At 45.1% G+C, this 25002-nt stretch carries 25 protein-coding genes and 1 other RNA gene; 11 read left to right on the top strand and 15 right to left on the bottom strand.

The window, feature by feature from the left end; translation table 11 throughout:
* Positions 1-3: 3 nt before the first annotated feature.
* Positions 4-1113: a PilT/PilU family type 4a pilus ATPase gene (locus ACED46_RS08230; RefSeq protein WP_371721231.1), complete on the top strand. Its 1110-nt coding sequence runs from the start codon at positions 4-6 to the stop codon at positions 1111-1113.
* A gap of 58 nt (positions 1114-1171) precedes the next feature.
* Here ACED46_RS08230 and ACED46_RS08225 read toward each other — a convergent pair whose 3' ends face one another.
* The 9 genes from ACED46_RS08225 to metK form a co-directional block, all read right to left on the bottom strand.
* Positions 1172-1333, bottom strand: coding sequence for a hypothetical protein (locus ACED46_RS08225; RefSeq protein ID WP_017090793.1), 162 nt, complete (start codon positions 1331-1333; stop codon positions 1172-1174).
* Between the two features lie 98 nt (positions 1334-1431).
* Positions 1432-1854 carry a Holliday junction resolvase RuvX gene (gene ruvX, locus ACED46_RS08220; RefSeq protein ID WP_017062240.1) on the bottom strand — a complete coding sequence of 141 codons (423 nt, stop codon included), beginning with the start codon at positions 1852-1854 and terminating at the stop codon, positions 1432-1434.
* Positions 1855-1914: 60 nt separating this feature from the next.
* Positions 1915-2478: a YqgE/AlgH family protein gene (locus ACED46_RS08215; RefSeq protein WP_102333139.1), complete on the bottom strand. Its 564-nt coding sequence runs from the start codon at positions 2476-2478 to the stop codon at positions 1915-1917.
* 116 nt (positions 2479-2594) lie between these two features.
* Positions 2595-3545, bottom strand: a complete 951-nt coding sequence (gene gshB / locus ACED46_RS08210; RefSeq protein ID WP_004735482.1) for a glutathione synthase — start codon at positions 3543-3545, stop codon at positions 2595-2597.
* 9 nt (positions 3546-3554) lie between these two features.
* Positions 3555-4286 (bottom strand): 16S rRNA (uracil(1498)-N(3))-methyltransferase, encoded by a 732-nt coding sequence (rsmE, locus tag ACED46_RS08205; protein WP_065584115.1) that lies wholly within the window; start codon positions 4284-4286, stop codon positions 3555-3557.
* A 153-nt stretch (positions 4287-4439) separates the two neighbouring features.
* On the bottom strand, positions 4440-5171 hold the full coding sequence (locus ACED46_RS08200) for an endonuclease (protein ID WP_371721230.1): 732 nt from the start codon (positions 5169-5171) through the stop codon (positions 4440-4442).
* Positions 5172-5267: 96 nt separating this feature from the next.
* Positions 5268-5768, bottom strand: a complete 501-nt coding sequence (locus ACED46_RS08195; protein WP_017062236.1) for a SprT family zinc-dependent metalloprotease — start codon at positions 5766-5768, stop codon at positions 5268-5270.
* Between the two features lie 80 nt (positions 5769-5848).
* Complete coding sequence (locus ACED46_RS08190; protein WP_017062235.1) at positions 5849-6646, bottom strand: DUF2189 domain-containing protein; 798 nt, start codon at positions 6644-6646, stop codon at positions 5849-5851.
* A gap of 368 nt (positions 6647-7014) precedes the next feature.
* Positions 7015-8169: a methionine adenosyltransferase gene (metK, locus tag ACED46_RS08185; protein WP_017062234.1), complete on the bottom strand. Its 1155-nt coding sequence runs from the start codon at positions 8167-8169 to the stop codon at positions 7015-7017.
* Between the two features lie 355 nt (positions 8170-8524).
* Between metK and tkt the strand changes: the two genes are divergently transcribed.
* From tkt to mscS, 5 genes are all read left to right on the top strand, one after another.
* Positions 8525-10519: a transketolase gene (gene tkt / locus ACED46_RS08180; RefSeq protein WP_371721228.1), complete on the top strand. Its 1995-nt coding sequence runs from the start codon at positions 8525-8527 to the stop codon at positions 10517-10519.
* A gap of 213 nt (positions 10520-10732) precedes the next feature.
* A complete protein-coding gene (epd, locus tag ACED46_RS08175; protein ID WP_032545627.1) occupies positions 10733-11782 on the top strand; it encodes an erythrose-4-phosphate dehydrogenase in 1050 nt (349 codons plus the stop codon).
* A 166-nt stretch (positions 11783-11948) separates the two neighbouring features.
* On the top strand, positions 11949-13112 hold the full coding sequence (locus tag ACED46_RS08170) for a phosphoglycerate kinase (RefSeq protein ID WP_371721227.1): 1164 nt from the start codon (positions 11949-11951) through the stop codon (positions 13110-13112).
* Between the two features lie 155 nt (positions 13113-13267).
* Positions 13268-14344, top strand: coding sequence for a class II fructose-bisphosphate aldolase (gene fbaA / locus ACED46_RS08165; RefSeq protein WP_010435694.1), 1077 nt, complete (start codon positions 13268-13270; stop codon positions 14342-14344).
* Between the two features lie 377 nt (positions 14345-14721).
* Positions 14722-15588, top strand: coding sequence for a small-conductance mechanosensitive channel MscS (gene mscS, locus ACED46_RS08160; protein WP_017063201.1), 867 nt, complete (start codon positions 14722-14724; stop codon positions 15586-15588).
* A 96-nt stretch (positions 15589-15684) separates the two neighbouring features.
* On the opposite strand, the gene ACED46_RS08155 is transcribed toward mscS, so the two are convergent.
* Positions 15685-16314 carry a LysE/ArgO family amino acid transporter gene (locus ACED46_RS08155; protein ID WP_017059061.1) on the bottom strand — a complete coding sequence of 210 codons (630 nt, stop codon included), beginning with the start codon at positions 16312-16314 and terminating at the stop codon, positions 15685-15687.
* Between the two features lie 142 nt (positions 16315-16456).
* Here ACED46_RS08155 and ACED46_RS08150 point away from each other — a divergent pair, with 142 nt between their 5' ends.
* Together ACED46_RS08150 and ACED46_RS08145 are read left to right on the top strand one after the other, a co-directional pair.
* Positions 16457-17353 carry a LysR family transcriptional regulator ArgP gene (locus ACED46_RS08150; protein WP_017068706.1) on the top strand — a complete coding sequence of 299 codons (897 nt, stop codon included), beginning with the start codon at positions 16457-16459 and terminating at the stop codon, positions 17351-17353.
* Positions 17354-17464: 111 nt separating this feature from the next.
* Positions 17465-18178 (top strand): oxidative stress defense protein, encoded by a 714-nt coding sequence (locus ACED46_RS08145; RefSeq protein ID WP_017059059.1) that lies wholly within the window; start codon positions 17465-17467, stop codon positions 18176-18178.
* A 112-nt stretch (positions 18179-18290) separates the two neighbouring features.
* On the opposite strand, the gene serA is transcribed toward ACED46_RS08145, so the two are convergent.
* The 5 genes from serA to zapA all read right to left on the bottom strand — a co-directional run bounded on the left by serA (position 18291) and on the right by zapA (position 21671).
* Positions 18291-19520 carry a phosphoglycerate dehydrogenase gene (serA, locus tag ACED46_RS08140; RefSeq protein WP_371721226.1) on the bottom strand — a complete coding sequence of 410 codons (1230 nt, stop codon included), beginning with the start codon at positions 19518-19520 and terminating at the stop codon, positions 18291-18293.
* A gap of 260 nt (positions 19521-19780) precedes the next feature.
* Complete coding sequence (gene rpiA, locus ACED46_RS08135; protein ID WP_017059057.1) at positions 19781-20437, bottom strand: ribose-5-phosphate isomerase RpiA; 657 nt, start codon at positions 20435-20437, stop codon at positions 19781-19783.
* A 124-nt stretch (positions 20438-20561) separates the two neighbouring features.
* Positions 20562-21161: a 5-formyltetrahydrofolate cyclo-ligase gene (locus ACED46_RS08130; protein ID WP_017059056.1), complete on the bottom strand. Its 600-nt coding sequence runs from the start codon at positions 21159-21161 to the stop codon at positions 20562-20564.
* 6 nt (positions 21162-21167) lie between these two features.
* Positions 21168-21351, bottom strand: a non-coding RNA gene (gene ssrS / locus ACED46_RS08125) — 6S RNA.
* Positions 21352-21362: 11 nt separating this feature from the next.
* Entirely contained in the window at positions 21363-21671 is a 309-nt protein-coding gene (zapA, locus tag ACED46_RS08120) for a cell division protein ZapA (RefSeq protein WP_004735366.1), read from the bottom strand.
* A 308-nt stretch (positions 21672-21979) separates the two neighbouring features.
* Here zapA and ACED46_RS08115 point away from each other — a divergent pair, with 308 nt between their 5' ends.
* From ACED46_RS08115 to ACED46_RS08105, 3 genes are read left to right on the top strand one after another with little or no spacing between them, the layout of a single operon-like run.
* The gene (locus ACED46_RS08115; protein WP_371721225.1) at positions 21980-22555 is read left to right on the top strand and encodes a YecA family protein; all 576 of its coding nucleotides are present in this window, start codon (positions 21980-21982) and stop codon (positions 22553-22555) included.
* A 24-nt stretch (positions 22556-22579) separates the two neighbouring features.
* Positions 22580-23758 carry a 2-octaprenyl-6-methoxyphenyl hydroxylase gene (ubiH, locus tag ACED46_RS08110; protein WP_371721235.1) on the top strand — a complete coding sequence of 393 codons (1179 nt, stop codon included), beginning with the start codon at positions 22580-22582 and terminating at the stop codon, positions 23756-23758.
* 11 nt (positions 23759-23769) lie between these two features.
* Positions 23770-24993: an FAD-dependent 2-octaprenylphenol hydroxylase gene (locus ACED46_RS08105; protein ID WP_017063203.1), complete on the top strand. Its 1224-nt coding sequence runs from the start codon at positions 23770-23772 to the stop codon at positions 24991-24993.
* The last annotated feature ends 9 nt before the right edge of the window (positions 24994-25002 follow it).

Raw genomic sequence — 25002 nt, 5'->3', positions numbered from 1 at the left:
ATAATGGAATTGAATCAAATCCTTGAGGGAATGCTTTCTCAAAAGGCATCGGATCTTTATATCACGGTTGATGCGCCAATCCTTTTTCGTGTGGATGGTGAATTACGCCCTCAAGGAGAGAAGCTGAATGCGGCTCAAGTTGCTCAATTACTTGATGCGATGATGGAACAAGACCGACGTGATGAATATCAGCAAACGCGTGAGGCTAATTTTGCGATTGTGCGTGACTTTGGTCGTTTTCGTGTCAGTGCATTCTTTCAGCGAGAGCTACCTGGAGCGGTCATTCGACGTATCGAGACTAACATCCCAACCTTTGAGCAACTAAAGCTTCCTGATGTACTACAGGACCTATCAATAGCTAAGCGCGGACTTGTGCTGGTGGTTGGTGCGACAGGCTCTGGTAAATCGACCTCAATGGCTGCAATGACAGGCTATCGCAACACCAATCGCTCGGGACATATCTTGACGGTTGAAGACCCTATTGAATTTGTGCACGAACATAAAAAGTGCATCGTGACGCAGCGTGAGGTCGGGCTCGACACCGAGAGTTACGAAGTCGCGCTTAAGAACTCGCTACGCCAAGCACCAGACATGATCTTGATTGGCGAAATCCGTAGCCGTGAGACCATGGAATACGCGATGACCTTTGCTGAAACGGGTCACTTGTGTATGGCAACCTTGCACGCCAATAACGCTAACCAAGCGCTAGAGCGTATTCTTCATTTGGTGCCGAAAGAGCAGAAAGAACAGTTCTTGTTTGACCTATCGATGAACCTGCGTGGTGTGGTCGCTCAGCAATTAATCCGAGATAAGAATGGCAGCGGTCGCCATGGCGTGTTTGAGATTCTACTCAACAGCCCGCGAGTGTCTGACTTGATTCGTCGTGGTGAGTTGCATGAACTAAAAGCGACGATGGCTAAATCGAAAGAGATTGGTATGCAGACTTTTGACCAAGCTTTGTATGACTTGGTGCTTGCAGGCAAGATCAGTGAAGAAGACGCATTCCACAGTGCTGATTCCGCGAATGACTTACGCTTAATGCTAAAAACCAGACGTGGTGATGATGACTACGGAACCGGTGCTTTGGCTGGCGTGAAGATTGATATGGGTTAGATTGATGCTGAATGCTAAAAAAACCGCTGTGAAGGCGGTTTTTTTTGGTCTGGATATATTAGTGGTTGCCGTAACTATTGTTGTTACCAGAATATCCTCGTTCCTTCTCTAATTTGATTTTTGTCGGATATTGTTCACCGGTATAACCTGCTGAGCCTCCGCTCATAGAGCTACATGCTGTGATTGCTAGAGAAGCGAAGATGACTAGAAAAATTTTCATATGAACTCCCACGTCCTTATTATGAATTGCACTGGTACTACGGCGTGAAATTCGTGTGGGATCATAAATTAGCTCAAATGTTAATCGCTTAGTTTTAACTAAGAATATTGTGCTTCAAACCAGCTCTCTAAAATGACGACTGCAGACTGGTTATCGACATTACCTTTACTTAGTGCTTTGTAGCCGCCCATTTCAAAAAGGTCGGCCCTTGCTTCTGTGGTCGAGAGTCTTTCATCATGTAGTTCAACATCGACACCAAATCGTCCTTTAAGGCGGTTAGCGAACTTCTTCGCTCTAGGTGTAATGGTTGCTAAGTCTTTACCATGAAGGTCGGTAGGAAGGCCGACTACAATCAGGTTCGGCTGCCACTCCTTAATTTGTTTTTCGATATCGTCCCAATTTGGGATGCCATCTTTGGCTTTAAAAGCTTTTAGAGGGCTTGCGGTGCCCGTGATTTCTTGTCCTATCGCACTGCCGATACTTTTTGTACCGTAGTCAAATGCCATAATTGTTCGTGACATGGGGTTTCCAAATTTATCTGTGTTTGAGAGTGTCTGTTTATTTTATTTAGCTGATTTGAACTAGGCGTGGCCAGCGTCTGCTGAAAGCTGAGCCGCATTTATTCCTAACATCTGCACGGCGACTTTCCAGCGGTCAGAAATCGGTGTATCGAAGATGACCTTCGGATCGGCTTCAACGGTTAACCATGAGTTCTCGGTCAGTTCGGTTTCCAGTTGTCCCGGTTCCCATCCTGCATACCCAAGTGCGACTAAATAATTCATCGGCTCATCTTCTGTGCCCAACACCATCAAGATATCTTTTGAAGTCGTCACCGAGATTTGATCTGTCATGTTGATGCTGGATTGATAGCTGCCTTTAGGTTTGTGCAAAATAAATCCACGGTCTTCTGCGACCGGTCCACCATTCAATACAGGCTTATCAAGACTTGCTTGGTTGGGTTTTGGCTGATCAGAATCAACCTCAACTTGCTTAAGCATGCTACCGACAGTGACATCAATAGGGGCGTTGATCATCAAACCCATCGCGCCTTCGTCATTGTGCTCACAAAGGTAAATCACCGAATTTTGAAAGTATGGGTCTTTCATTCCGGGCATAGCAACCAGAAAGTGGTTCGTTAAATTCATAGAGCCTCCTGCCAGTGTGTTCCCAGTAAAGGAAAAAGAGCGGCGTAAAGCCGCTCATTGTTCTTTGCCTAGATATTTCTGTGTTTTCGAATAGCTAAGGCTTTCTTTAGTTTAGGCTATTTAGCGTTAACGCGACGCTCAATTGCATCCATTAATTTACCTGTAACTGAAATATCAAAAGCGGCTTCAATTTCACGGATACAAGTAGGGCTAGTCACGTTAATTTCAGTCAGCTTGTCGCCGATAACATCAAGCCCAACAAAGATTAAGCCTTTCTCTTTCAGTGCTGGAGCAACTGCTCTTGCGATAGCCCAGTCTGTTTCACTTAGAGGACGAGCTTCACCTGTACCGCCAGCAGCAAGGTTACCTCGAGTTTCCCCTTTTGCAGGAATACGCGCTAGACAGTAAGGCATTGGCTCACCGTCAACCACAAGAATACGCTTATCACCATTGCTGATGTCTGGAACAAAAGTTTGTGCCATTGCGTAGTTCTGACCGTGGTTGGTCAAGGTTTCAATAATAACTGATACGTTTGGATCGCCTTCTTTCACACGGAAGATAGACGCGCCGCCCATGCCATCAAGTGGTTTTAGAATCACGTCGCCGTGTTCTTCTCGGAACGCTTTAATTTTTTCAGCTTTACGAGTCACGATGGTGGTCGGTGTCAGTTCAGGGAACCATGCCGTGAACAACTTCTCGTTACAGTCACGTAGGCTTTGTGGTTTGTTGACGATCAGTGCGCCGTTCTCTTCAGCACGCTCAAGAATGTAAGTTGCGTAGATGTACTCAGTATCAAACGGAGGATCTTTACGCATTAGTACCGCATCTAAATCGGATAGCGCGATAGTCTGTTCTGATTTGAACTCGTACCAACCGTTTGGATCTTCTTTTAGTTCAACAACCTTAGTGTCAGCAATGGCTACGCCTTGATCTAAATGTAGATCATCCATTTCCATGTAATGGATTTCGTAACCACGACGCTGAGCTTCAAGCATCATGGCAAAGCTAGAGTCTTTTTTGATGTTAATGGATGAAATTGGATCCATTACGATGCCAAGTTTGATCATTTTTTTCTCCTAGCCTAGATCGCCAAAACGGACTTGTAAGGCAGTAATTGCGGTTAGAGCTGCTGTTTCGGTACGAAGTACACGTGGGCCGAGTAGCGTCTCTTCAAATTTGTATTGTTCTGTCATGCCGATTTCTTCAGCCGACAAGCCACCTTCAGGGCCGATCAATAGGCGTACCTTACTGATAGGTTCTGGAAGGGTATTAATTGAGTATTTTGCACGAGGATGTAAGTTCAGCTTTAATGCTTCACTCGGTTCGCTACACCACTCTTCAAGTTGCATGATAGGGCGAATGACTGGAACCGTATTGCGGCCACACTGTTCACACGCCGCGATAGCAATCTTTTGCCACTGTGCGAGTTTTTTCTCGAAGCGTTTTGTATCAAGCTTAACGCCACAGCGCTCTGAAATTAAAGGGGTAATGGTGTTCACACCAAGCTCAACCGATTTCTGAATCGTGAACTCCATTTTGTCGCCACGTGAAATCACTTGGCCTAAATGTAAGTCTAACGGAGATTCGCTGCTGCGTTCGATGCGTTCAGAAACATTAACGGTGACATTTTTCTTTGATACTTCGGCTATCGTCGCAGGGAATTCAGCGCCACTGCCATCAAATAGAAGGACTTCTTGGTCTTCTTTCATGCGAAGGACACGACCAACATGACCCGCGGCATCTTCGCCTAAAGCGAGTGAACCTAACTGATGAATGCGTTCTGGGTGATGAATACGAGGGATTCTCATGCTGGTAAACCTATAAATATGTTCATTTGGGTATTTTGTCTCTGCCTAACATGGATGCTTTTAGTTGAAAAAACAAGGGTAGAGCAAGAGTTTCAGGGGCAATTCTGAAACTCTTGTTTGAGATAGTTAGGAATGTTGATTGTACGAGCGACGTTATTTACAAGCAGGGTAAACAAATGGGTTGTGATTACCTTGGATGGCATAGATTCGCTCATCACGAGTACATTCCCACTTGTCGACAGGAAATTGCTTGTTCCACGCCATCATTAGGTTGGTTTGTTGCTTAGATAGTTTGAAACCATACTCTTGGCTCATGTAAAGGTAAGTACGCGCGATAGAGCCTTTTGCTCTGTCTGGCGGCATAACTTTACGCTGCTTGAAGTTGACCTGCATTTCACACTGACCATAGCTCACACTATCCATGCCATTCCACTGACTGAAGTTGTAGTTGGAGCGATCACCGTTAACCTCGCCAATGGCCGGAGTTAGGTTGTGAAGGTCGGCTTCCATGGATTTGAATATTTTGTCATTGCGAGTGCAGTTCTTGCGCCCACCATCTTGCCAACACTGACGCTGGTGGCCAAATTGCCAAGCTGGAACCACGTGTTCCCACTCAATTCGACTCGCCCGCTTTTGTTGTTTTCGGACTTGATAGCCACAGCCATCAAGGTCGGGAATGCCTTTCTTTTTGTCCTTCCATGTAATGTCACAGCCGCAATAAAATGAAGTCGGATGGTCGAGGTAAATCTTCACCGCTTCTCTTTTTGCTTTGGAAAATGAGCTCGGTGGTGCGGCGAGAACGCTTTGGGTTACCAGTAGGCCAAATACTATTGTTAAGTAAAAAGATACAGGTAGGCCAAATGCTTTGAAGGTGAGTTTTTGCATAGAAAAAGACTGATAAAAGTATGATAAACATCAGTCTAGCACTCAAATGTTAGATCTCTCTATTAGATTTGTTCTACCGAGTAAATCAACCTGTCACTAGCTTAGTTGAGTTCCCGTGAAAGCTAAGGTTTGCTGGCACAATTGGCAGCGGTAGGTCGATTGATTCCGAAGTACTTTGTTGTGTCGTCTGATTGATAATGGGTAAGTGGTGCACTCACATCGATATTCAAAGGTTTTCCCTTGAACTGACGCGATTTCAAAGCTGTGAGTTGTTCTGGCTGGCACGTTGAATACTTTTTCCATCACGTATTTCCACTCGTTTCCGTGAGGCCTAACACGTCCGAAAACCTGATGCGTGATCAGGTGTGCGAGTTCATGTGGCACAACCTCGTTGATGAAGGCATCTTCATTTTCAGAAAATAGTACGTGGTTGAGCTTAATTTCGTTGAGCTGAAGGTAGGCCTTTCCCGCCGCTTTGCCTCTTAACTTGAAGGTGATAGTTGGGTGTGGAAATTCACGAGAGAAATGTTGATTTGCGATAGCTAGGCATTCGGCCAATTTCTTATTTGCTCGGTGTTGTTGCGGGGTGTAAGACAAACGTTGTTAACTCCAAATAAAAGGCCTCAGCGTTTAAACCAAGGCCTAATCATAACATTGCTTGTTGATCTAGCGATGCTTTACACGTGATGTTTTTTCTTAATGATCTCGTGATAAGCGTGCCATGTAGCATAGCCAAGTAGCGGCATGGTGACGATCATTCCGATGCCGTAGGTGGCAAAACCCACCAAAATACCGGCACAAATAATACTCGCCCAAACCACCATTGCAGGGATGTTCGATTTCACGGCATTAAAGCTAGTGAAAATCGCACTCATCACATCAACGCGTCTCTCCATCATTAACGGAATTGAAAATGCTGAGATGCTAAATATGAGGCTTGCGATAACAAAACCAATCACAGAACCCGTAATTAAGAAGGGAGCGAACTCAGCCAGTGGTGCGCCTTGCACTGAAGGGTAGAGCGCGTGCAATAACGCAGCGATACGCATCCAGAATATCATCGCAACCATCAATACGATCGCAAAGGCCCATTGGTGGGTGGAGTTGCGAGTGATGGCTTTCATCGAGTGCAGTAGGCTTGCGTTGTGGCCTTTTTCTCTTTCCCAAGCTGCGTCATACAAGCCCAGAGCAAGAAACGGCCCTATTAGCATGTACACGATCAGGCTTGGCATTACGACCAAGTGTGTTCCTTGCCATTGGACAAGCTGAACAATGGCGATTGCCGCTCCCATAAAGCACAAACCGTAGAATGCGCTGATTAATGGCATTCTTACTAAGTCATGCAGAGCAAGCGACAACCAATGAAAGGGTGCGGAAATACTGATTTGGTTACAAGGAATGGTGCGAGCGTAATCCTTATCGCTGACCTTGTGTTTTTTATCGTTCAGTTCGGATGGGTGCGCGGTACGAGGCATAGATCCCCCTAGTTAAATAACGTCCTAGTTATAATTCCATAAGGCTCATCGATGTGGCTTGTGTGAGAGTTATGGTGTTGAGCTAAATTGCTCTTTGTCATCCCAGTTTTTGTTCTAGCGTGCATTTAACGAGCGTTATCAGGCTGAATTAATTTAAGTTAAATGTGAGCTTGATCTCTTAGGAGTTACCTTAACTATTGTCAGTAGTGTTAGAAAACACAAATTATCAGCGGTTTTTTATACTAAGTGGTTAACGGTAAAGAAGGGCATTAGAGAAGAGAATGGCGAGTGAAAGTAAGGTAAGTACATAAAAATAAAGCCCTTACTAAGAAGTAAGGGCTTTAAAGAAACAAATCGCAGTGGCTAAATTATTTTAGGCCAGCGAAGTCCGCAAGGATTGCTGCTTTGTCAGTCGCTTCCCAAGGGAACTCTTCACGACCGAAGTGGCCGTATGCAGCAGTCTGCTTGTAGATAGGCTGAAGAAGGTTCAACATCTCTTGAAGACCGTATGGACGTAGGTCGAAGTTTTGACGAACTGCTTCAATGATAATTTCGTGAGCTACTTTTTCAGTACCAAACGTTTCAACCATGATAGATGTTGGATCAGCAACACCGATAGCGTAAGACAGTTGAATCTCACAACGGTCAGCCATGCCAGCAGCAACGATGTTTTTCGCAACGTAACGAGCCGCGTAAGCTGCAGAACGGTCAACTTTTGATGGATCTTTACCAGAGAATGCACCGCCACCGTGACGAGCTGCGCCGCCGTAGGTATCAACGATGATCTTACGACCTGTTAGACCACAGTCACCCATTGGGCCACCGATTACGAAACGGCCTGTTGGGTTGATGAAGAAGTTAGTGTCTTTGTTGATCCACTCAGCAGGAAGTACTGGTTTGATGATCTCTTCCATTACTGCTTCACGTAGATCCGGTGTTGTTACTGAATCGCAGTGTTGAGTCGAAAGAACAACAGCGTCGATACCAACGATTTTACCTTGGTCGTATTGGAACGTAACTTGAGATTTCGCATCAGGGCGAAGGAAGTCAAGTTTACCGCTCTTACGTACTTCAGCTTGCTTCTTAACAAGAAGGTGAGAGTAAGTAATTGGAGCCGGCATTAGGATTGGTGTTTCGTTAGTCGCGTAACCAAACATGATGCCTTGGTCGCCTGCGCCTTGCTCTTTAGGGTCTTCTTTATCAACACCTTGGTTGATGTCTGGAGACTGCTTACCAATTGTGTTTAGAACAGCACAAGAGTCAGCGTCAAAGCCCATATCAGAATGAACGTAACCAATTTCACGTACTGTTTCACGAGTGATTTCTTCGATATCAACCCATGCAGACGTTGTTACTTCACCGCCAACCATAACCATGCCGGTTTTAACGTAAGTCTCACAAGCAACACGTGCTTTTGGATCTTGTTCCAAGATGGCATCAAGAACAGCATCAGAGATTTGGTCTGCAATTTTATCTGGATGGCCTTCTGAAACAGATTCAGAAGTGAATAGGTGCTTAGCCATGAGAGCTCCACTTTTAGTTTTTGGTGTAAATAGTTTATGGCGTCGCAAGCTAGGAAGCGCGCCATTAAATACAGTATATTTTGTAGGTGTTTCTACATCTAGACGGCTATTCTAAATTCCAGCGGTCGAATTACAAGCTCTTTTTTATGATATGTCATAACTAATCGTTTGCGTATCGATTGAGATAAGCCACTGCCAAGTGATGTAAATGTTCGAAAATTGCGAAAAATGACCGTTAAAATGCCAGTAAAACGTTTGCAGTCGCAATAGTCGTTTGAGAGAATACCCGCGCTAATTAAAATGAAAACATTAGCACTATCTCTTTTTTAAATCGCTTATGTATCCAGGAGCAGACATGCCTTCTCGTAAAGATCTAGCCAATGCAATCCGCGCACTTAGCATGGACGGTGTTCAACAAGCAAATTCAGGCCACCCAGGCGCACCTATGGGTATGGCTGACATCGCTGAAGTTCTTTGGCGTGGCCACTTGAACCACAACCCAGCAAACCCAGAGTGGGCTGACCGCGACCGTTTTATCCTGTCTAACGGCCATGGTTCAATGTTGATTTACTCTCTGCTTCACCTTGCAGGCTACGAGCTTTCAATTGAAGATCTGAAAAACTTCCGTCAACTGCACTCTAAGACTCCTGGTCACCCAGAGTACGGTTACGCTCCTGGTATCGAGACAACGACGGGTCCTCTAGGTCAAGGCATCACTAACGCTGTTGGTATGGCAATGGCAGAGAAAGCACTGGCTGCACAGTTCAACAAAGAAGGCCACGACATCGTAGACCACTACACTTATGCATTCATGGGTGATGGCTGTCTGATGGAAGGTATCTCTCACGAAGCATGTTCACTAGCTGGTACGCTAGGTCTTGGTAAGCTGGTTGCTTTCTGGGATGACAACGGCATCTCTATCGATGGTGAAGTTGAAGGTTGGTTCTCTGACGATACACCTAAGCGTTTTGAAGCATACGGTTGGCACGTAATCCCAGCAGTAGATGGTCACGACTCTGATGCTATCAACGCAGCGATTGAAGCGGCTAAAGCGGATCCTCGTCCAACGCTTATCTGTACTAAAACTATCATCGGTTTTGGTTCTCCAAACAAAGCGGGTACGCATGACTGTCACGGTGCTCCACTAGGCGCTGATGAAATCACAGCAACTAAAGCAGCACTTGGTTGGGAACACGGTCCTTTCGAAATCCCAGCAGATATCGCAGCTGAGTGGAATGCGAAAGAAGCGGGCGCAGCAAAAGAAGCGGCGTGGAATGCTAAGTTTGACGCATACGCAGCGGCTTACCCTGAGCAAGCAGCAGAATTCAAACGTCGCACTAACGGCGAACTTCCAGCTGAGTGGGAAGAGAAAGCAAACGCAATCATTGCTGATCTTCAAGCTAACCCAGCAAACATCGCTTCACGTAAAGCATCTCAAAACGCATTAGAAGCGTTTGGTCAAATGCTACCAGAATTCATGGGTGGCTCTGCTGACCTTGCGCCTTCTAACCTAACTATGTGGTCTGGTTCTAAGTCTCTTGAAGCAACTGACTTCTCTGGTAACTACATCCACTACGGTGTACGTGAATTCGGTATGACGGCTATCATGAACGGCATCGCTCTGCACGGTGGTTTCGTACCATACGGCGCAACGTTCCTAATGTTCATGGAATACGCGCGTAACGCAATGCGTATGGCTGCTCTGATGAAAGTTCAGAACATCCAAGTTTACACGCACGACTCTATCGGCTTAGGCGAAGATGGTCCTACTCACCAACCGGTTGAACAGATCGCTTCTCTACGTCTAACGCCAAACATGAGCACATGGCGCCCATGTGACCAAGTTGAGTCTGCTGTTGCTTGGAAACTGGCTATTGAGCGTAAAGATGGTCCTTCATCTTTAATCTTCTCTCGTCAAAACCTTGCACAACAAGATCGTAATGCTGAGCAAGTAGCTAACATCGCTAAGGGTGGTTACATCCTGAAAGATTGTGAAGGCAAGCCTGAGCTAATCATCATTGCAACAGGTTCTGAAGTTGAGCTTGCTGTTGAAGCTGCTGCACAGTTAACCGCTGAAGGTAAAGCAGTACGCGTAGTATCTATGCCTGCAACTGACGCGTTCGACAAGCAAGATGCTGAATACCGTGAGTCTGTACTTCCATCTGACGTTACTGCTCGTATCGCAGTAGAAGCTGGCATCGCTGACTTCTGGTACAAGTACGTTGGTTTCGGTGGCAAGATCATCGGTATGACAACGTTCGGCGAATCTGCACCAGCAGGCGAGCTATTCAAGATGTTCGGTTTCACTACTGAAAACGTAGTAAACACCGCGAAAGAGCTTCTTGCTTAATCATTGATTGCTAGCTTAGTGCTAACAATGAAATGAATAAAAAAACCGAGCGCTGAGCTCGGTTTTTTGTCTCTGGGATTTGTTTCTCCTAGACTCATCTCTATAAGCAACAGATCAATCTGTCATGAACAAGCTGAGTTATTCAAGTAATGCCTTTTGGGTAGGATTCAGTTATCATCTGTTGCACGAAATTTTGGTTAGATGTACGGAACTATGCTAAAAGTCGCGATAAATGGATTTGGACGAATAGGGCGTAATGTATTGCGCGCTGTCTATGAAAGTGGCAAAAGCCAACAAATCAAAGTAGTAGCGGTCAATGAGCTTGCTCAGCCTGACGCTATGGCTCACCTATTGCAGTACGACACCAGTCACGGCCGCTTCGGTAAGAAAATCTCTAACGATCAAGAGCACATTTATGTCCATCATGGCATTGGTGCTGAAGACAAGGGTGAGTTTGATACCATTCGTATCTTACATCTTGCTGATATTGAGCTGTTGCCTTGGCGTGACCTTGAGGTGGATATCGTTCTCGATTGTACCGGTGTTTATGGTTGCCGAGATGACGGCCTCGCGCACATTGCTGCAGGGGCGAAAAAGGTACTGTTTTCTCACCCCGGTGCCAATGACCTCGATAACACCATTATCTATGGTGTGAACCACGATACCATCGAAGCGGACCACCAAATCGTTTCCAATGGTTCGTGCACCACCAACTGTATTGTCCCTATCATTAAGGTTCTTGATGACGCCTTTGGTATCGAGTCCGGTACGATTACGACTATTCACTCTTCAATGAATGATCAACAAGTTATCGATGCGTACCACAGCGATTTGCGTCGTACTCGAGCAGCAAGCCAATCGATCATTCCTGTCGATACCAAGTTGCATAAAGGTATTGAAAGAATCTTCCCGAAATTTTCCAACAAATTTGAAGCTATATCTGTGCGTGTGCCGACGGTAAACGTAACAGCGATGGATTTAAGTGTCACAATTAATGCAAATGTGAAAGTTAATGACGTAAATCAAACCATTGTTAATGCATCCCAGTGTACATTACACAATATAGTTGACTATACTGAAGCGCCGCTCGTTTCCATCGACTTTAATCACGATCCCCATAGCGCAATCGTTGATGGTTCACAAACGCGAGTGAGCAACGGCCACTTAGTTAAAATGCTAGTGTGGTGTGATAATGAATGGGGCTTTGCGAACCGAATGCTGGATACGGTTCTTGCAATGCAAGCTTCTGAAGGCAAGAAGTAAGACCTAGAAGCAAATGTGCGGATTATTTATTTTTTAGCTTGAAATAAATACTAAGAGTCCACATATTATTAGTAGTGAAAGAATTACCAGTTGAATAATTTATAGGCTTAGCAGGGTTGCTGAGTTTCCAAAACTTTATATTTATTTAAATTTGAGAGGACAAATCATGTCTGTGATCAAGATGACTGACCTGGAACTTGCAGGTAAACGCGTATTTATCCGTGCTGACCTAAACGTACCAGTAAAAGACGGTAAAGTAACTTCAGATGCACGTATCCTTGCATCTCTACCAACTATCAAACTTTGCCTAGAAGCTGGCGCAAAGGTAATGGTTACTTCTCACCTTGGTCGTCCTACTGAAGGCGAATACAACGAAGAGTTCTCTCTAGCTCCTGTAGTTAACTACCTAAACGACGCACTAGACTGCGAAGTTAAACTAGCTAAAGATTACGTAAACGGCCTAGAGCTAAACGCTGGTGAACTTGTTGTTCTTGAAAACGTTCGTTTCAACAAAGGCGAGAAGAAGAACGAAGAAGCACTTTCTAAGCAATACGCTGCACTATGTGACATCTTTGTAATGGATGCATTCGGTACAGCTCACCGTGCTCAAGCTTCTACACACGGCGTTGGTACTTACGCTCCTGTAGCATGTGCTGGCCCTCTTCTAGCTGCTGAGCTTGAAGCGCTTGGTAAAGCAATGGACAACCCAGCTCGCCCACTAGTGGCTATCGTTGGTGGTTCTAAAGTTTCTACTAAACTAACCGTTCTAGAATCTCTTTCTAAAATTGCTGACCAGCTTGTTGTTGGTGGTGGTATCGCGAACACATTCATCGCTGCTGAAGGCCACAACGTAGGTAAGTCTCTATACGAAGCTGACCTAGTTGAAACGGCTCAAAAGCTAATGAAAGAGTGTGCTATCCCAGTAGCAACTGACGTTGCATGTGCTAAAGCATTCGACGAAAACGCAGAAGCTGAAATCAAGCACGTTTCTGAAGTTCAAGACGACGACATGATCTTCGACCTTGGTCCAGATTCAACTGCGGCACTAGCTGAAATCATCGGCAACGCGAAAACAATCCTTTGGAACGGCCCTGTAGGCGTATTCGAATTCAAGAACTTCGAAGCGGGTACAGCTGGTATCTCTAAAGCAATCGCTGAGTCTGCAAGTTTCTCTGTAGCAGGTGGTGGTGACACGCTAGCAGCTATCGATAAGTTCGGTATCAAAGCTGACGTTTCTTACATCTCTACTGGCGGTGGCGCTTTCCTTGAATTCGTTGAAGGTAAAGTACTTCCTGCAGTAGCAATGCTTGAAGAGCGTGCTAAAGCATAATTGATTTAGAAAGGCGAGATGTGAATCTCGCCTTTTAACGTTTGCTGCATATCACACTTTTTTGCTAGAATGGCATAAGTTGTGAGCAAACGATTGCAAGTTTTTAAACTTAAGTTTTTTAATCTTAAAACGATAGAATAAATAGGACTATTTCCATGTCTAAGATCTTCGATTTTGTAAAACCTGGTGTGATTTCTGGCGATGACGTACAGAAAGTATTTGAAGTAGCAAAAGAAAACAAATTTGCTCTTCCTGCTGTAAACGTTGTTGGTACTGACTCTGTAAACGCAGTACTAGAAGCAGCTGCTAAAGTTAAAGCTCCAGTAGTTGTTCAGTTCTCTAACGGCGGCGCTGCATTCTTCGCAGGTAAAGGCGTTAAACTTGAAGGTCAAGGCGCACAAGTTCTTGGCGCTGTAGCTGGTGCAAAATACGTACACGCTGTAGCTGAAGCTTACGGTGTTCCAGTTATCCTGCACACTGACCACGCTGCTAAGAAACTTCTTCCATGGATCGACGGTCTACTAGACGCTGGTGAAGAGTTCTTCGCACAAACTGGTAAGCCTCTATTCTCTTCTCACATGCTAGACCTTTCTGAAGAGTCTCTAGAAGAGAACATCGAAACATGTGCTAAGTACCTAGAGCGCATGGCTAAAATGAACATGACAATCGAGATCGAACTTGGTTGTACTGGTGGTGAAGAAGACGGCGTTGATAACTCTGATATGGACGCATCTGAGCTTTACACTTCTCCAGAAGACGTAGCATACGCTTACGAGAAACTAATGGCTGTTAGCCCACGTTTCACTATCGCTGCATCTTTCGGTAACGTACACGGTGTTTACCAAGCTGGTAACGTTGTACTTACTCCAACTATCCTACGTGACTCTCAAGCATACTGTGCAGAGAAGTTCGGTATCGCACCTAACGCTCTAAACTTCGTATTCCACGGTGGTTCTGGTTCTTCTGAAGCAGAAATCCAAGAGTCTATCGGCTACGGTGTTATCAAAATGAACATCGATACTGATACACAGTGGGCAACTTGGGACGGTATCCGTCAGTACTCTGCTGACAACTTCGATTTCCTACAAGGTCAAATCGGCAACCCAACTGGCGAAGCTGCTCCAAACAAGAAGTACTACGATCCACGCGTATGGCTACGTGCTGGTCAAGCTTCAATGGTTGCTCGTCTAGAGAAAGCATTTGCTGACCTTAACGCTGTAGACGTACTATAATTCTTTGAATTAAGTACTCTTTAAGTTTTAAAAACCCGCTCATTGAGCGGGTTTTTTTATATCTGATAAAAACTTGTACTAAATATGTGAAAAACCTAGCGTGCGGTGAATAAATTTCGTAGTCTTTTAGTTATCGGTATTTGTGTTTATCGGTAAGTTTTAATAATTCAAAAGCTTACATAAATATGACTTTGCAATCTGTCAAAGATAGGATATCGTGCCGAAAAACTGAACTTGGTTCAGTTTATAAAAAGGACTTGGCTTTAATTTACTTTTAACACAATGACTTAACGGTAATTACACTGTTTATTATATTGCAGAGTAAATGAGGCTTAAGGCAGTTTAGCCCATAGCATATTATATAGAGGATGCACATTATGGCTGATAGTTCGACAGCGATTGAGACTCCACTTGTGGATGGTTTGTCTCAAGCAGAGCAGTGGTTAACAAATAATTCAGATTTATTTATCCAATATGGCGTAAATATCATTTCAGCACTGATAATTCTATTTATTGGTAACCTTATTGTTAAAGCAGTAGCGAATAGCGTGTCTAAGGTTCTTCAGAAGAAGAAAATGGACCGAGCAGTTGTGGAGTTCGTCCATGGTTTAGTTCGTTACTTGTTGTTTGTGATTGTTTTAATTGCTGCACTTGGTCGTTTAGGTGTTCAAACGGCATCTGTAGTTGCTGTTATTGGTGCGGCTGGTTTAGCCGTTGGTCTTGCACTACAAGGCTCACTATCTAACTTTGCTGCTGGTGTACTTATCGTTGCATTCCGTCCATTTAAGTCTGGTGACTATGTGGAAATTGGTGGTGTGGCAGGTTCAGTTGATTCTATTCAAATCTTCCAAACGGTTCTAACAACGCCAGACAACAAAATGGTTGTAGTACCTAACGGTAGCGTTATCGGCAGCCCAATCACAAACTATTCTCGTCATGCGACGCGCCGTATTGATCTAATGATTGGTGTTTCTTACAACGCTGATCTTCAGAAGACAAAAGCGCTACTGACTAAGATCTGTGAATCTGATGAGCGTGTACTGAAAGAACCTGGCGTTCAAGTTGGTGTTCATACGCTTGCTGATTCTTCAGTTAACTTCGTTGTTCGTCCATGGGTTAGCACTGCTGACTACTGGAATGTTTATTTCGACCTGATGCAAGCAATCAAAGAAGGCTTGGATAACGAGGGTATCGAAATTCCATTCCCGCAAATGGATGTACACATGAATAAAGTAGAAGCTTAATTCCTAGTTAGTTTTTATAACTATAAGCTTTTATAAGGAAAGGCGGATAACTTAGGTTATCCGCCTTTTTTGTTGGTTTCATGAAGCTAAATAGATTTACCAGTATTGCTCAATAAGTCCATCGGTAAGCACCGTTGCTATGGCGAACATCATGGTTGCGACTGCGATATCAATGCCTTTCTTAACCTTAGGTTTAGATAGCGTCGGGCCTAGTTTTGCAGCGCCTAATGACAAAGAATAGAACCAGACGAACGAAGCCAATATAGTCCCCATAGCAAATGCAATTCTGTCGTTGCCTTCAAATTGCCCACCAATGGATCCAAGAATTACCACGGTATCCAAATAGAGATGTGGGTTTAATACTGTTACTGCCAATGCCCCTAAAATAACGGTGCGCTTGCCACGCGCTAATATCTCACCTTTCGACTCATCACTGGTGCGCACTTTGAATGCACTGCGTAGTGAGAGCAAACCATACACAGTCAGAAAAGCGATGCCACCTAGTGTCACTGAGGTAAGCAGTAATTCATTTTGCGACAAGATCGCTCCGCCGCCAAAAATGCCTAATGAGATAAACAGAGTATCGAGCAGGCTACAAATCGTTGCTGTCGTTAAATGATGATTGCGTTTTATCCCTTGATTTAGGACGTACGCATTCTGAGCGCCAATAGGGATAATCATACTTGCCCCTAGACCAAAACCTTGTAATAAAACCCAAAAACTCATTTTAACCTCCACTTATTTAACGATATTTACGTGCTATATGGCGAAGATACTCTGACCCTTTAAATAAGTATAATTAATGATTTTAATCCATTATTAGAGTTGCTAATGTGGTGATGAGTTAGCTTAAAAAGGAAGCAAATTGATGCGCGGATTGGATTATAAATGGATTGAAGCACTGGATGCTGTAGTAAAACAACGTAGCTTCGAAAGGGCTGCTGAGCAGTTATATATCTCCCAGTCGGCGGTATCTCAACGCATCAAACAGCTGGAAAAGTGGTTGGCTCAGCCAGCCTTGGTGAGAGAAAGCCCGCCTAGGCCAACGCCTGCGGGTAAAAAACTACTGGGCTTATATCGCCGTGTTCGTTTGTTAGAGCACGAGCTTGTGCCTGAGTTGATGAATGAAGAGGGTAATCAACCACTATCGATATCCATAGCCACCAACGCTGATAGTTTGGCGACATGGTTGCTACCAGCTTTGTCGGATGTGATTAAGTCTCGCCAAGTCGAGTTGAACCTCGCGATTCATGGTGAGTCGAGAACCATTGAAAAGATTAAAAGTGGCGAGGTGGCCGGTGCAATCAGTTTGGAGTCTCAAGCGATTCCTGGCTGCAGTGCTGACTATCTCGGTAGGATGGATTATGTGTGCGTGGCTAGCCCTGACTTTCATCAGCGTTACTTTGCAGAGGGCGTAAACTACGCCACCTTAAGCAAAGCACCTGCGGTTTCCTATGATCAATACGATGATCTGCATAAGAAGTTTCTGCATGATCATTTTAACGTCCCGAGAGACAGTGTGATCAATCATACAGTCGGCAGTTCAGAAGCATTTGTGCGCTTGGCATTATCGGGTGTAGCCTATTGCTTGATCCCCCGATTACAGATTATCGATGAGCTCGAGTCTGGTGCTCTGATTGATATTACCCCTGGCTTTCTGCTCTCTTATCGCATCTATTGGCACCATTGGCAGCTTGAGAGCGGAGTATTAAAAGAGGTATCCCAAGCAATATTGAGTTTTGCTCACAATCACTTACCTCAGTAAACTGTTGGTTTTTTCAGCGTCAAAGTTCTGTTAGAAGTGTGTGCTCTGGATTGGCTAAACGATAAATTGCTCTATGATGAAAGGACATTTGTTTAGCATAGGTCATACCTAATGAAGCTTGTACCAAAGATGTTAGCAACGTCTCTTACTCTTACTGCGGCGTTGAGTGCTGTGAGTTTTCCATCATTGGCTGACTCTCCATCCTTTCCTCATATTTCAACGACAGGCTATGGTGAAGTGATCGCTACACCTGATATGGCGACATTCTCTGTGAGAGTCGTGGAATCGACGATGACTGCTGAACAGGCTAAAAATACCGTTGATAAAGTCGTGACAGGCTTTCTAAACAAGCTACATCAAGCTGGTGTTGATGAGGCGAGTGTACACAGCTCTAACCTGTATTTATCTCCTCAATATCATTACCCGAAAGATGGCAAACCGGAACTGGTTGGCTACCGCGCCTCACGTAATGTGACCGTTCAAGTGACTGAGCTAGCTAATCTTAATGAGTACATGGATATTGCGATTGGAGAAGGCATTAATCAGATCGACAACATCCAACTGCAAGTTCGCGACCAAGCTAAGTATCAAGAGCAAGCGCGCTTAGAAGCCATTAAAGATGCGACATCAAAAGCTAAATCATTGGCGAGTGGTTTTGAGCGCGAGTTAGGTGATGTATGGCGCGTGGATTACAACGCCCAATCTTCTCAGCCAGTACTCATGCGTTCAATGGCGATGGATGCAAGAACAGAATCGAACTCTTATGAAGACTCAACGATCACCATTCGTGATCGCGTGAATGTGATCTACCAGATCGAAGAGTAATGACAGTGCTATAGAAGGTTTTGGATCATGACGACCTAATTACCTACGATAGGCCAAATGCTAAAAAGGCTCTCATGATGAGAGCCTTTTTTATGCATTTTGAGTGCGATGATTAGTGAAGAAGACGAGCACGGATTGTGCCTTCGATCTCTTTCAGTTTAAGCAGTGCTTCTTCAGAGCGATCGGCTTCTACATCGATAACGACATAACCCATACCAGCCGCAGTCTGTAGGTATTGACCCGCGATGTTGATCCCTTCCTCAGCGAAGATGGTGTTGATCTGAGTTAGGATGCCTGGGCGGTTTTCGTGAATGTGTAATAAACGAGACGTTCCAGTATGCAGTGGTAGTGATACCTCAGGGAAGTTAACACTTGATAGCGTAGAGCCGTTATCAGAGTATTTCGCTAGCTTACCAGCAACTTCAACACCAATGTTCTCTTGTGCTTCTTGAGTTGAACCACCCACGTGAGGCGTTAGGATCACGTTATCGAACTGCATTAATGGAGACTCAAACGGGTCTGCATTGGTTTTTGGTTCTGTTGGGAAAACATCAATAGCCGCACCTGCAAGGTGTCCAGACTCCAGAGCGCCACACAGAGCAGGAATATCGACTACCGTGCCACGAGCTGCGTTGATAAAGATAGAACCAGGCTTCATGCGCTCGAACTCTTCTTTACCCATCATGTCTTTTGTTTCGTTGGTTTCAGGTACATGCAAAGAGATTACGTCACACTTGTTCAGTAATTCCGTCATGGTATGAACTTGCGTTGCGTTACCCAGAGACAGTTTGTTTTCAATGTCGTAGAAGTAAACACGCATGCCAAGGTTTTCAGCAATAATACCCAGTTGAGTACCGATGTGACCGTAGCCAATAATACCTAAACGCTTACCACGGGCTTCGTAAGAGTTGTCGGCACTCTTTTTCCAGATGCCACGGTGTGCAAGCGCGTTCTTTTCTGGAATGCCACGTAGTAGCAATAGAACCTGACCAAGAACGAGCTCAGCAACGCTTCGAGTGTTTGAGAACGGTGCGTTGAACACAGGGATACCGCGTTTTGCTGCTGCTTGAAGGTTGACTTGGTTAGTACCAATACAGAAACAACCGACGGCAACCAGCTTTTCAGCTGCATCAATAACTTCTTGGGAGATATTAGTGCGAGAACGAATACCAATGAAATGAGCATCTTTTACTGCTTCAAGAAGTTCATCTTCCGGTAGCGAGCCTTTGTGGTACTCAATGTTTGTGTAACCAGCGGCTTGCAGTACTTCTACAGAAGAAGGGTGAAGACCTTCTAGAAGTAGAATTTTAATTTTTTCTTTTTCCAGTGAAACTTTGGCCATTGTTCTCGTCCTTAAAATGGAAAGGTTGGGCAAATGCGGCGCACGTGCTACAAAATGGCTGAAAGGGGAACAAATTCACCACTTTGTTAGGAGACAAACGTTTTCCCTGTGCGTCTTCTGAACAATAAAGTAACAAAAAAAAAATGTTTTGGGTAAGAAAATTACGGAATAAGACATAATTTTACAGCAATAAAGCAAAAAAACGGCGCCCTAGGGCACCGTATGTAATGAAGTAACAGAAAAACTCAATCTTCTATTATTTATTCTTCGATTTTTGCACCTTCAGGCGTGCCGGTGATAACCACATCAGCACCACGGTGAGCGAACAGACCAACCGTCACCACACCAGCTATACCATTGATGATATCTTCTAGTTGTTTCGGGTTTTCGATCGCCATGCCGTACACATCTAGGATCACGTTGCCGTTATCGGTTGTGCAGCCTTCGCGGTAAACTGGGTCACCACCAAGCTTAACCAACTCACGTGCCACGTATGAACGTGCCATTGGGATTACTTCAACAGGCAGTGGGAATTTACCCAACACATCAACTGCTTTAGTACCGTCAACAATACACACAAACTTATCAGAGATAGCCGCTACGATTTTTTCACGAGTCAAAGCAGCGCCGCCGCCTTTGATCATATCGCGAGTTGGGTTGATTTCATCTGCGCCATCAACATAGATGTCTAGCTTAGCGACATCGTTACACTCATACACTTTGATCTCTAGCTCTTCTAGTCGCTGCGTTGAAGCAACAGAGCTTGAAACCGCACCTTTGATTTTGTCTTTCATTGTGCCTAGTGCGTCGATGAAGTGATTTACTGTAGAGCCAGTACCTACACCTACAATGCTGCCTTCTTCAACATATTGAAGTGCTGCCCAGCCAGCTGCTTTTTTCATTTCATCTTGAGTCATGCCATTCTCCTGAATAAGGTCTTGCGCTTTGAATTGATCGTTTGCGTAATGATGAAGTTAACGTTTAGATATTGAGTTAACGTTTCTATATCGAGGTTAACGTTTGCGGCGCGATTATAGCGCTTTAATGGTTGTTTTCCCATTGCCAAGTTTTACTCGGAGTCACGATTTTAGGTAACGGAATGTCCCATTCTTCAATCGGTAGCGTATCAACATGTTGGCAATCATGAGCCAAACCAATAGGAGCTGCACCTTCGCCCGTCTCGAACCACTTTGCCAAGGTGCGATCGTAATATCCGCCGCCCATACCTAAACGATGGCCATGGGAGTCAAAGCCGACAAGGGGCGTAAGAATAAGGTCGAGTTGCTGACAAGGTTTAACCAGCATTTGATTGAGCTGAGGTTCGACAATACCGTACTTATTCAAGACCGTCGGTGTGGTTGGCGAGTAGTGTAAAAACAGCAGGTGCCCGGCAGAGAAGGGGTGCAATACTGGTAAATAAGTTTGCTTACCTTGCGCCCATAACCATTCGATTAAAGGCTGAGTATCGAGTTCGCCATCGATAGAGATATAGAGGGCAATATGCTGAGCAGACTGAATTTCATCAAGCTGCATGCACTGCTTAACTAAGTCGATACCGGATTGAGTTTGTTGGTCGCCAGACAAGGCATTGCGTTTGATACGGATCTGTTTGCGAAATTCGCTGCGTGTGAGCGTCTTCATAAGAAGGGATACCCCAAAGTGCCGTTGAGAATAGATGGCCCTTGAACCAGCGAGTTCAAGGCGGATCAGCAATGATTACCGTAGGCTTCTCGGTCGGGCCGAGCATGCTCAATAGCACTCAAGTACTAACCCTTAGGGATTGCTTATCGGCTCGGGGACGTGAATCCTCTGACAAACACTCCAGGGTAAATTTTGTGTACGCTATTGCTGTCCGTGCTTAACTTTACTGAGGACATCTGAAAGTGATGTCGTGAGCTGTTCCATTCGCTCGGTCAGTGCGTTTTGTTCATCATTTGCTTCAAACTTCTTGGTTTGTAATTCGTAGCAAATATTCAGAGCTGCGATAGTCAGCAGCTTCACTTCATTGGTTACCTTAGTACGTTCAGCCATCTCTTTCAATCGATTATCAAGATCGGCCGCCGCTGCAATCAATGACTCTTCTTGCCCTGGTGGACAATTCACTCGAGTCAGTTTTCCTAATATTTCAACGTCTACCGCTTGATTACTCATGATGGATGAACTCTTTAATGCGCTATTTTAAGGCTGTTGCCCTTCGCCATTTTTTGAGAAAGAAAAAGTGCAAGTACCGATGAGGAAGCAATCTCCTCTGAGGGAGAAACTATAGGTAAACCGCTATTAAGATTCAAGCTTTTCAGAGTGACTGTTTGTAAATGAGAGCTTGAGCACACAGTAATTCAGCAAATTGAACAATTGGTAGTCAGTCATCCTTCAATTGCTGGGGATCGATGCTTACCAGAATTGGGGTGAAGTGGTACGATTATACTATCGATATAAAGAATAACTGAGCGAGCTATCTGATGAGCGAAACTACTTTACCTGACTACCTAACGGTTGCGACTGAACTTCAATCGGCAAGTCTAGCCGTAACCCCTGCTGAGATGCACGGTTTATTAACGGGTATGTTAAGCGGAGGCTTAAGCCTTGCAGATAAAAGCTGGCAACCACTGATCTTCGATTACACCAATGAAGGCATGGGTTGGCCAGATCGCGCATTAACGCTAGCGGAAGCGACACTGAAAGTAACGACCAGTGAAATCACAGGTTCGGGTATGGAATTGTCTATGTTGCTGCCTGACGAAGACGCAAGCGCAAGCCTATTTGACTTGGCTGATGGTGTGTCTGATTGGATTAACCATTTCATTTCTGGTCTAGGCTTGGTTGGCGCTCAATTGAACAAAGCGTCTGACAGTACAAAAGAAGCATTAGCTGATCTAGAAGAGATGGCCAAGCTAGGCATTGACGAAGAAGATGATCTGGAAGAGCAAGCGCAGCTTCTAGAGCACGTTATTGAGCACGTAAAAGCGTGTGCACTAACGATTCATGCTGAATTTTGTGCTCGCCGATCTGAAGATGCGGCGCCTACCATTCATTAATTCGTTGGCCGGTTTGAGGTTATGATGGTTCAGTATGATGTTGTAATTGCTGGTGGCGCAATGGCAGGGGCAACCTTAGCCCTTGCTTTGAATCACCTAAGCCAAGGTTCACTGTCGATTGCGGTAGTGGAGCCTTATCAGGTTGATCATCAAGCTCACCCTGGGTTTGATTCTCGTTCGATTGCTTTGTCCTATGGCACGGTGCAGATCCTGGATTCTTTGCGCTTATGGCAATCTATCGCTCCGGTCGCGACCCCGATTAAAGATATCCATGTTTCGGATCGCGGGCATGCCGGAATGACAGACATCTACAGTGAAGAGCTTGCTGTAGATGCGCTTGGCTACGTGGTCGAGTTAGCAGATGTGGGTCGAATCTATCAGCAGAAACTTGAATCAGAAGCGGTAATTACCATGCTTTGTCCTGAGTCTGTTAGTAAAGTTGAACGTGAAGAAGCGTTGACGACGATTGAACTGACAAGTGGGCAAACAGTAACCACTAAGTTACTGGTTGCTGCTGACGGTGCAATCTCAACCTGTTGCCAACAGCTCAATATCTCATTGAGTGAGCACGACTTTGAGCAAGTCGCTGTGATTGCCAATATTGTGGCGAGTGAACCTCACCAAGGTCGCGCATTTGAGCGTTTTACCCATCATGGGCCAGTTGCTCTATTACCGATGAGTGACAACCGTTTATCGCTGGTTTGGTGTTTAACACCAGAGCAAGCACAAAAAGTGATGACGCTAAACGACAATGAATTTCTTGAGCAATTGCAGAATGACTTTGGCTGGCGACTTGGCCGATTAGAGAAGGTCGGCAAGCGCGCGAGTTACCCTCTGATTCTTCGTCACCGACAGCAAAATATCTCTCATCGATTTGCCATTGTTGGTAATGCTGCTCAAACGCTTCACCCAATTGCGGGGCAAGGCTTTAACCTAGGCATCCGAGATGTGGCTTCCTTGGCAGAAGAGTTGTGTACCCAGTTAGATGATGTAGGTCGTTACCGTGGTCTTGTTAACTTTAGAAAGCGTAGAGAACAAGACCGAGACGCAACGATCACGTTGACTTCAAGCCTAGTTCACCTGTTCTCAAACGATTATATGACCGCTCGCATTGGGCGTAATCTTGGGTTAGCCGTAATAGATAACCTTCCACCACTTAAAGGTCCACTTTTGCGTCATACGCTTGGCCTAGTAGAAAGATAAGGTAATAAATAATGATGCAAAGTGTTGATATCGCGATTGTTGGTGGTGGCATGGTTGGCCTAGCGCTTGCTGCTGCCCTAAAAGACAGTGACCTAAGAATCGCTGTCATTGAAGGCAGAGCGCCTAGTGAAGGGCTGAGTGAGCTGCCTGATGTGCGTGTATCCGCGTTGAGTCGTTCTAGTGAAGTGATTCTTCGTAACCTAGGTGCATGGCAAGGTATCGAACAAAGACGCGCTGCACCGTATCAAGCGATGGAAGTGTGGGAACAAGACAGTTTCGCTCGTATTGAGTTTGACTCGACACGCTTGGCTCAGCCTAATCTTGGTCATATCGTTGAAAACCGTGTGATTCAATTAGCGCTGCTTGATCAGGTTAAGAAACAAGACAACGTCAGCCTGTATATGCCCGCAACGTGTAAAACGATGGCGATTGGTGAAAGTGAAGCTTGGTTAACATTGGACAATGGTCAAGCACTGACAGCTAAGTTAGTTGTTGGAGCAGACGGAGCAAACTCTTGGGTTCGTAAGCAGCAAGATATCCCATTAACACATTGGGATTACGGACACAGTGCGATTGTCGCGAACATCAAAACCACAGAGCCGCACCACAGCGTTGCTCGTCAAATCTTCACGCCTCAAGGCCCATTGGCATTCCTACCAATGCAACCAAGCAACATGAGCTCGATTGTTTGGTCTACGGAACCAAATCGTGCCGAGAACCTCGTATCAATGTCAGATGCTGAATTCAACAAGCAGTTAACAGCTGAGTTCGATGCAAAGCTGGGCTTATGTGAAGTGGTTGGTGACCGTTTTGCCTTCCCACTGCGCATGCGTTATGCGCGTGACTTTGCGGTAGAGCGTGTGGCTTTGGTTGGTGATGCTGCTCATACCATTCACCCATTAGCAGGGCAGGGCGTGAACCTTGGCCTATTAGACGCAGCAAGCCTAGCGCAAGAGCTGTTAAAGCTATGGTCTGCGGGTGAAGACATTGGCACCAAGCGTAATCTTCGCGGCTACGAGCGCTGGAGAAAAGCAGAGGCGGCGAAAATGATTGCTTCAATGCAGGGCTTTAAAGATCTGTTTGAAGGCGATAACCCAGCTAAGAAGCTGATTCGTGGCATTGGTATGAAGCTTGCGGGCCAATTACCGGGTGCGAAAGATGAGATCATGAAGCGCGCACTGGGTTTGTCTGGCAATCTTCCTGACTTAGCTAAGCGTCCAGTGACTCATCGATAATGACATAGT

Origin of the sequence: Vibrio sp. 1S139 (genome assembly GCF_041439475.1) — a bacterium.
Taxonomy (GTDB): domain Bacteria; phylum Pseudomonadota; class Gammaproteobacteria; order Enterobacterales; family Vibrionaceae; genus Vibrio; species Vibrio crassostreae_C.
The sequence above is the reverse complement of the archived record's forward strand: the minus strand, read 5'-3'. Positions and strand labels throughout refer to the sequence as shown.

Coding starts and splice junctions, on each gene's coding strand:
- ACED46_RS08155 (WP_017059061.1), bottom strand. CDS start 16,314: ATGAGTTTTTGGGTTTTATTACAAGGTTTTGGTCTAGGGGCAAGTATG.
- zapA (WP_004735366.1), bottom strand. CDS start 21,671: ATGAGTAATCAAGCGGTAGACGTTGAAATATTAGGAAAACTGACTCGA.
- mscS (WP_017063201.1), top strand. CDS start 14,722: ATGGCTGATAGTTCGACAGCGATTGAGACTCCACTTGTGGATGGTTTG.
- serA (WP_371721226.1), bottom strand. CDS start 19,520: ATGGCCAAAGTTTCACTGGAAAAAGAAAAAATTAAAATTCTACTTCTA.
- ACED46_RS08145 (WP_017059059.1), top strand. CDS start 17,465: ATGAAGCTTGTACCAAAGATGTTAGCAACGTCTCTTACTCTTACTGCG.
- fbaA (WP_010435694.1), top strand. CDS start 13,268: ATGTCTAAGATCTTCGATTTTGTAAAACCTGGTGTGATTTCTGGCGAT.
- ACED46_RS08200 (WP_371721230.1), bottom strand. CDS start 5,171: ATGCAAAAACTCACCTTCAAAGCATTTGGCCTACCTGTATCTTTTTAC.
- ACED46_RS08105 (WP_017063203.1), top strand. CDS start 23,770: ATGATGCAAAGTGTTGATATCGCGATTGTTGGTGGTGGCATGGTTGGC.
- ACED46_RS08230 (WP_371721231.1), top strand. CDS start 4: ATGGAATTGAATCAAATCCTTGAGGGAATGCTTTCTCAAAAGGCATCG.
- ACED46_RS08215 (WP_102333139.1), bottom strand. CDS start 2,478: ATGAATTTAACGAACCACTTTCTGGTTGCTATGCCCGGAATGAAAGAC.
- epd (WP_032545627.1), top strand. CDS start 10,733: ATGCTAAAAGTCGCGATAAATGGATTTGGACGAATAGGGCGTAATGTA.
- ACED46_RS08170 (WP_371721227.1), top strand. CDS start 11,949: ATGTCTGTGATCAAGATGACTGACCTGGAACTTGCAGGTAAACGCGTA.
- ubiH (WP_371721235.1), top strand. CDS start 22,580: ATGGTTCAGTATGATGTTGTAATTGCTGGTGGCGCAATGGCAGGGGCA.
- rpiA (WP_017059057.1), bottom strand. CDS start 20,437: ATGACTCAAGATGAAATGAAAAAAGCAGCTGGCTGGGCAGCACTTCAA.
- ACED46_RS08225 (WP_017090793.1), bottom strand. CDS start 1,333: ATGAAAATTTTTCTAGTCATCTTCGCTTCTCTAGCAATCACAGCATGT.
- gshB (WP_004735482.1), bottom strand. CDS start 3,545: ATGATCAAACTTGGCATCGTAATGGATCCAATTTCATCCATTAACATC.
- ACED46_RS08130 (WP_017059056.1), bottom strand. CDS start 21,161: ATGAAGACGCTCACACGCAGCGAATTTCGCAAACAGATCCGTATCAAA.
- ACED46_RS08190 (WP_017062235.1), bottom strand. CDS start 6,646: ATGCCTCGTACCGCGCACCCATCCGAACTGAACGATAAAAAACACAAG.
- tkt (WP_371721228.1), top strand. CDS start 8,525: ATGCCTTCTCGTAAAGATCTAGCCAATGCAATCCGCGCACTTAGCATG.
- ACED46_RS08150 (WP_017068706.1), top strand. CDS start 16,457: ATGCGCGGATTGGATTATAAATGGATTGAAGCACTGGATGCTGTAGTA.
- metK (WP_017062234.1), bottom strand. CDS start 8,169: ATGGCTAAGCACCTATTCACTTCTGAATCTGTTTCAGAAGGCCATCCA.
- rsmE (WP_065584115.1), bottom strand. CDS start 4,286: ATGAGAATCCCTCGTATTCATCACCCAGAACGCATTCATCAGTTAGGT.
- ACED46_RS08115 (WP_371721225.1), top strand. CDS start 21,980: ATGAGCGAAACTACTTTACCTGACTACCTAACGGTTGCGACTGAACTT.
- ruvX (WP_017062240.1), bottom strand. CDS start 1,854: ATGTCACGAACAATTATGGCATTTGACTACGGTACAAAAAGTATCGGC.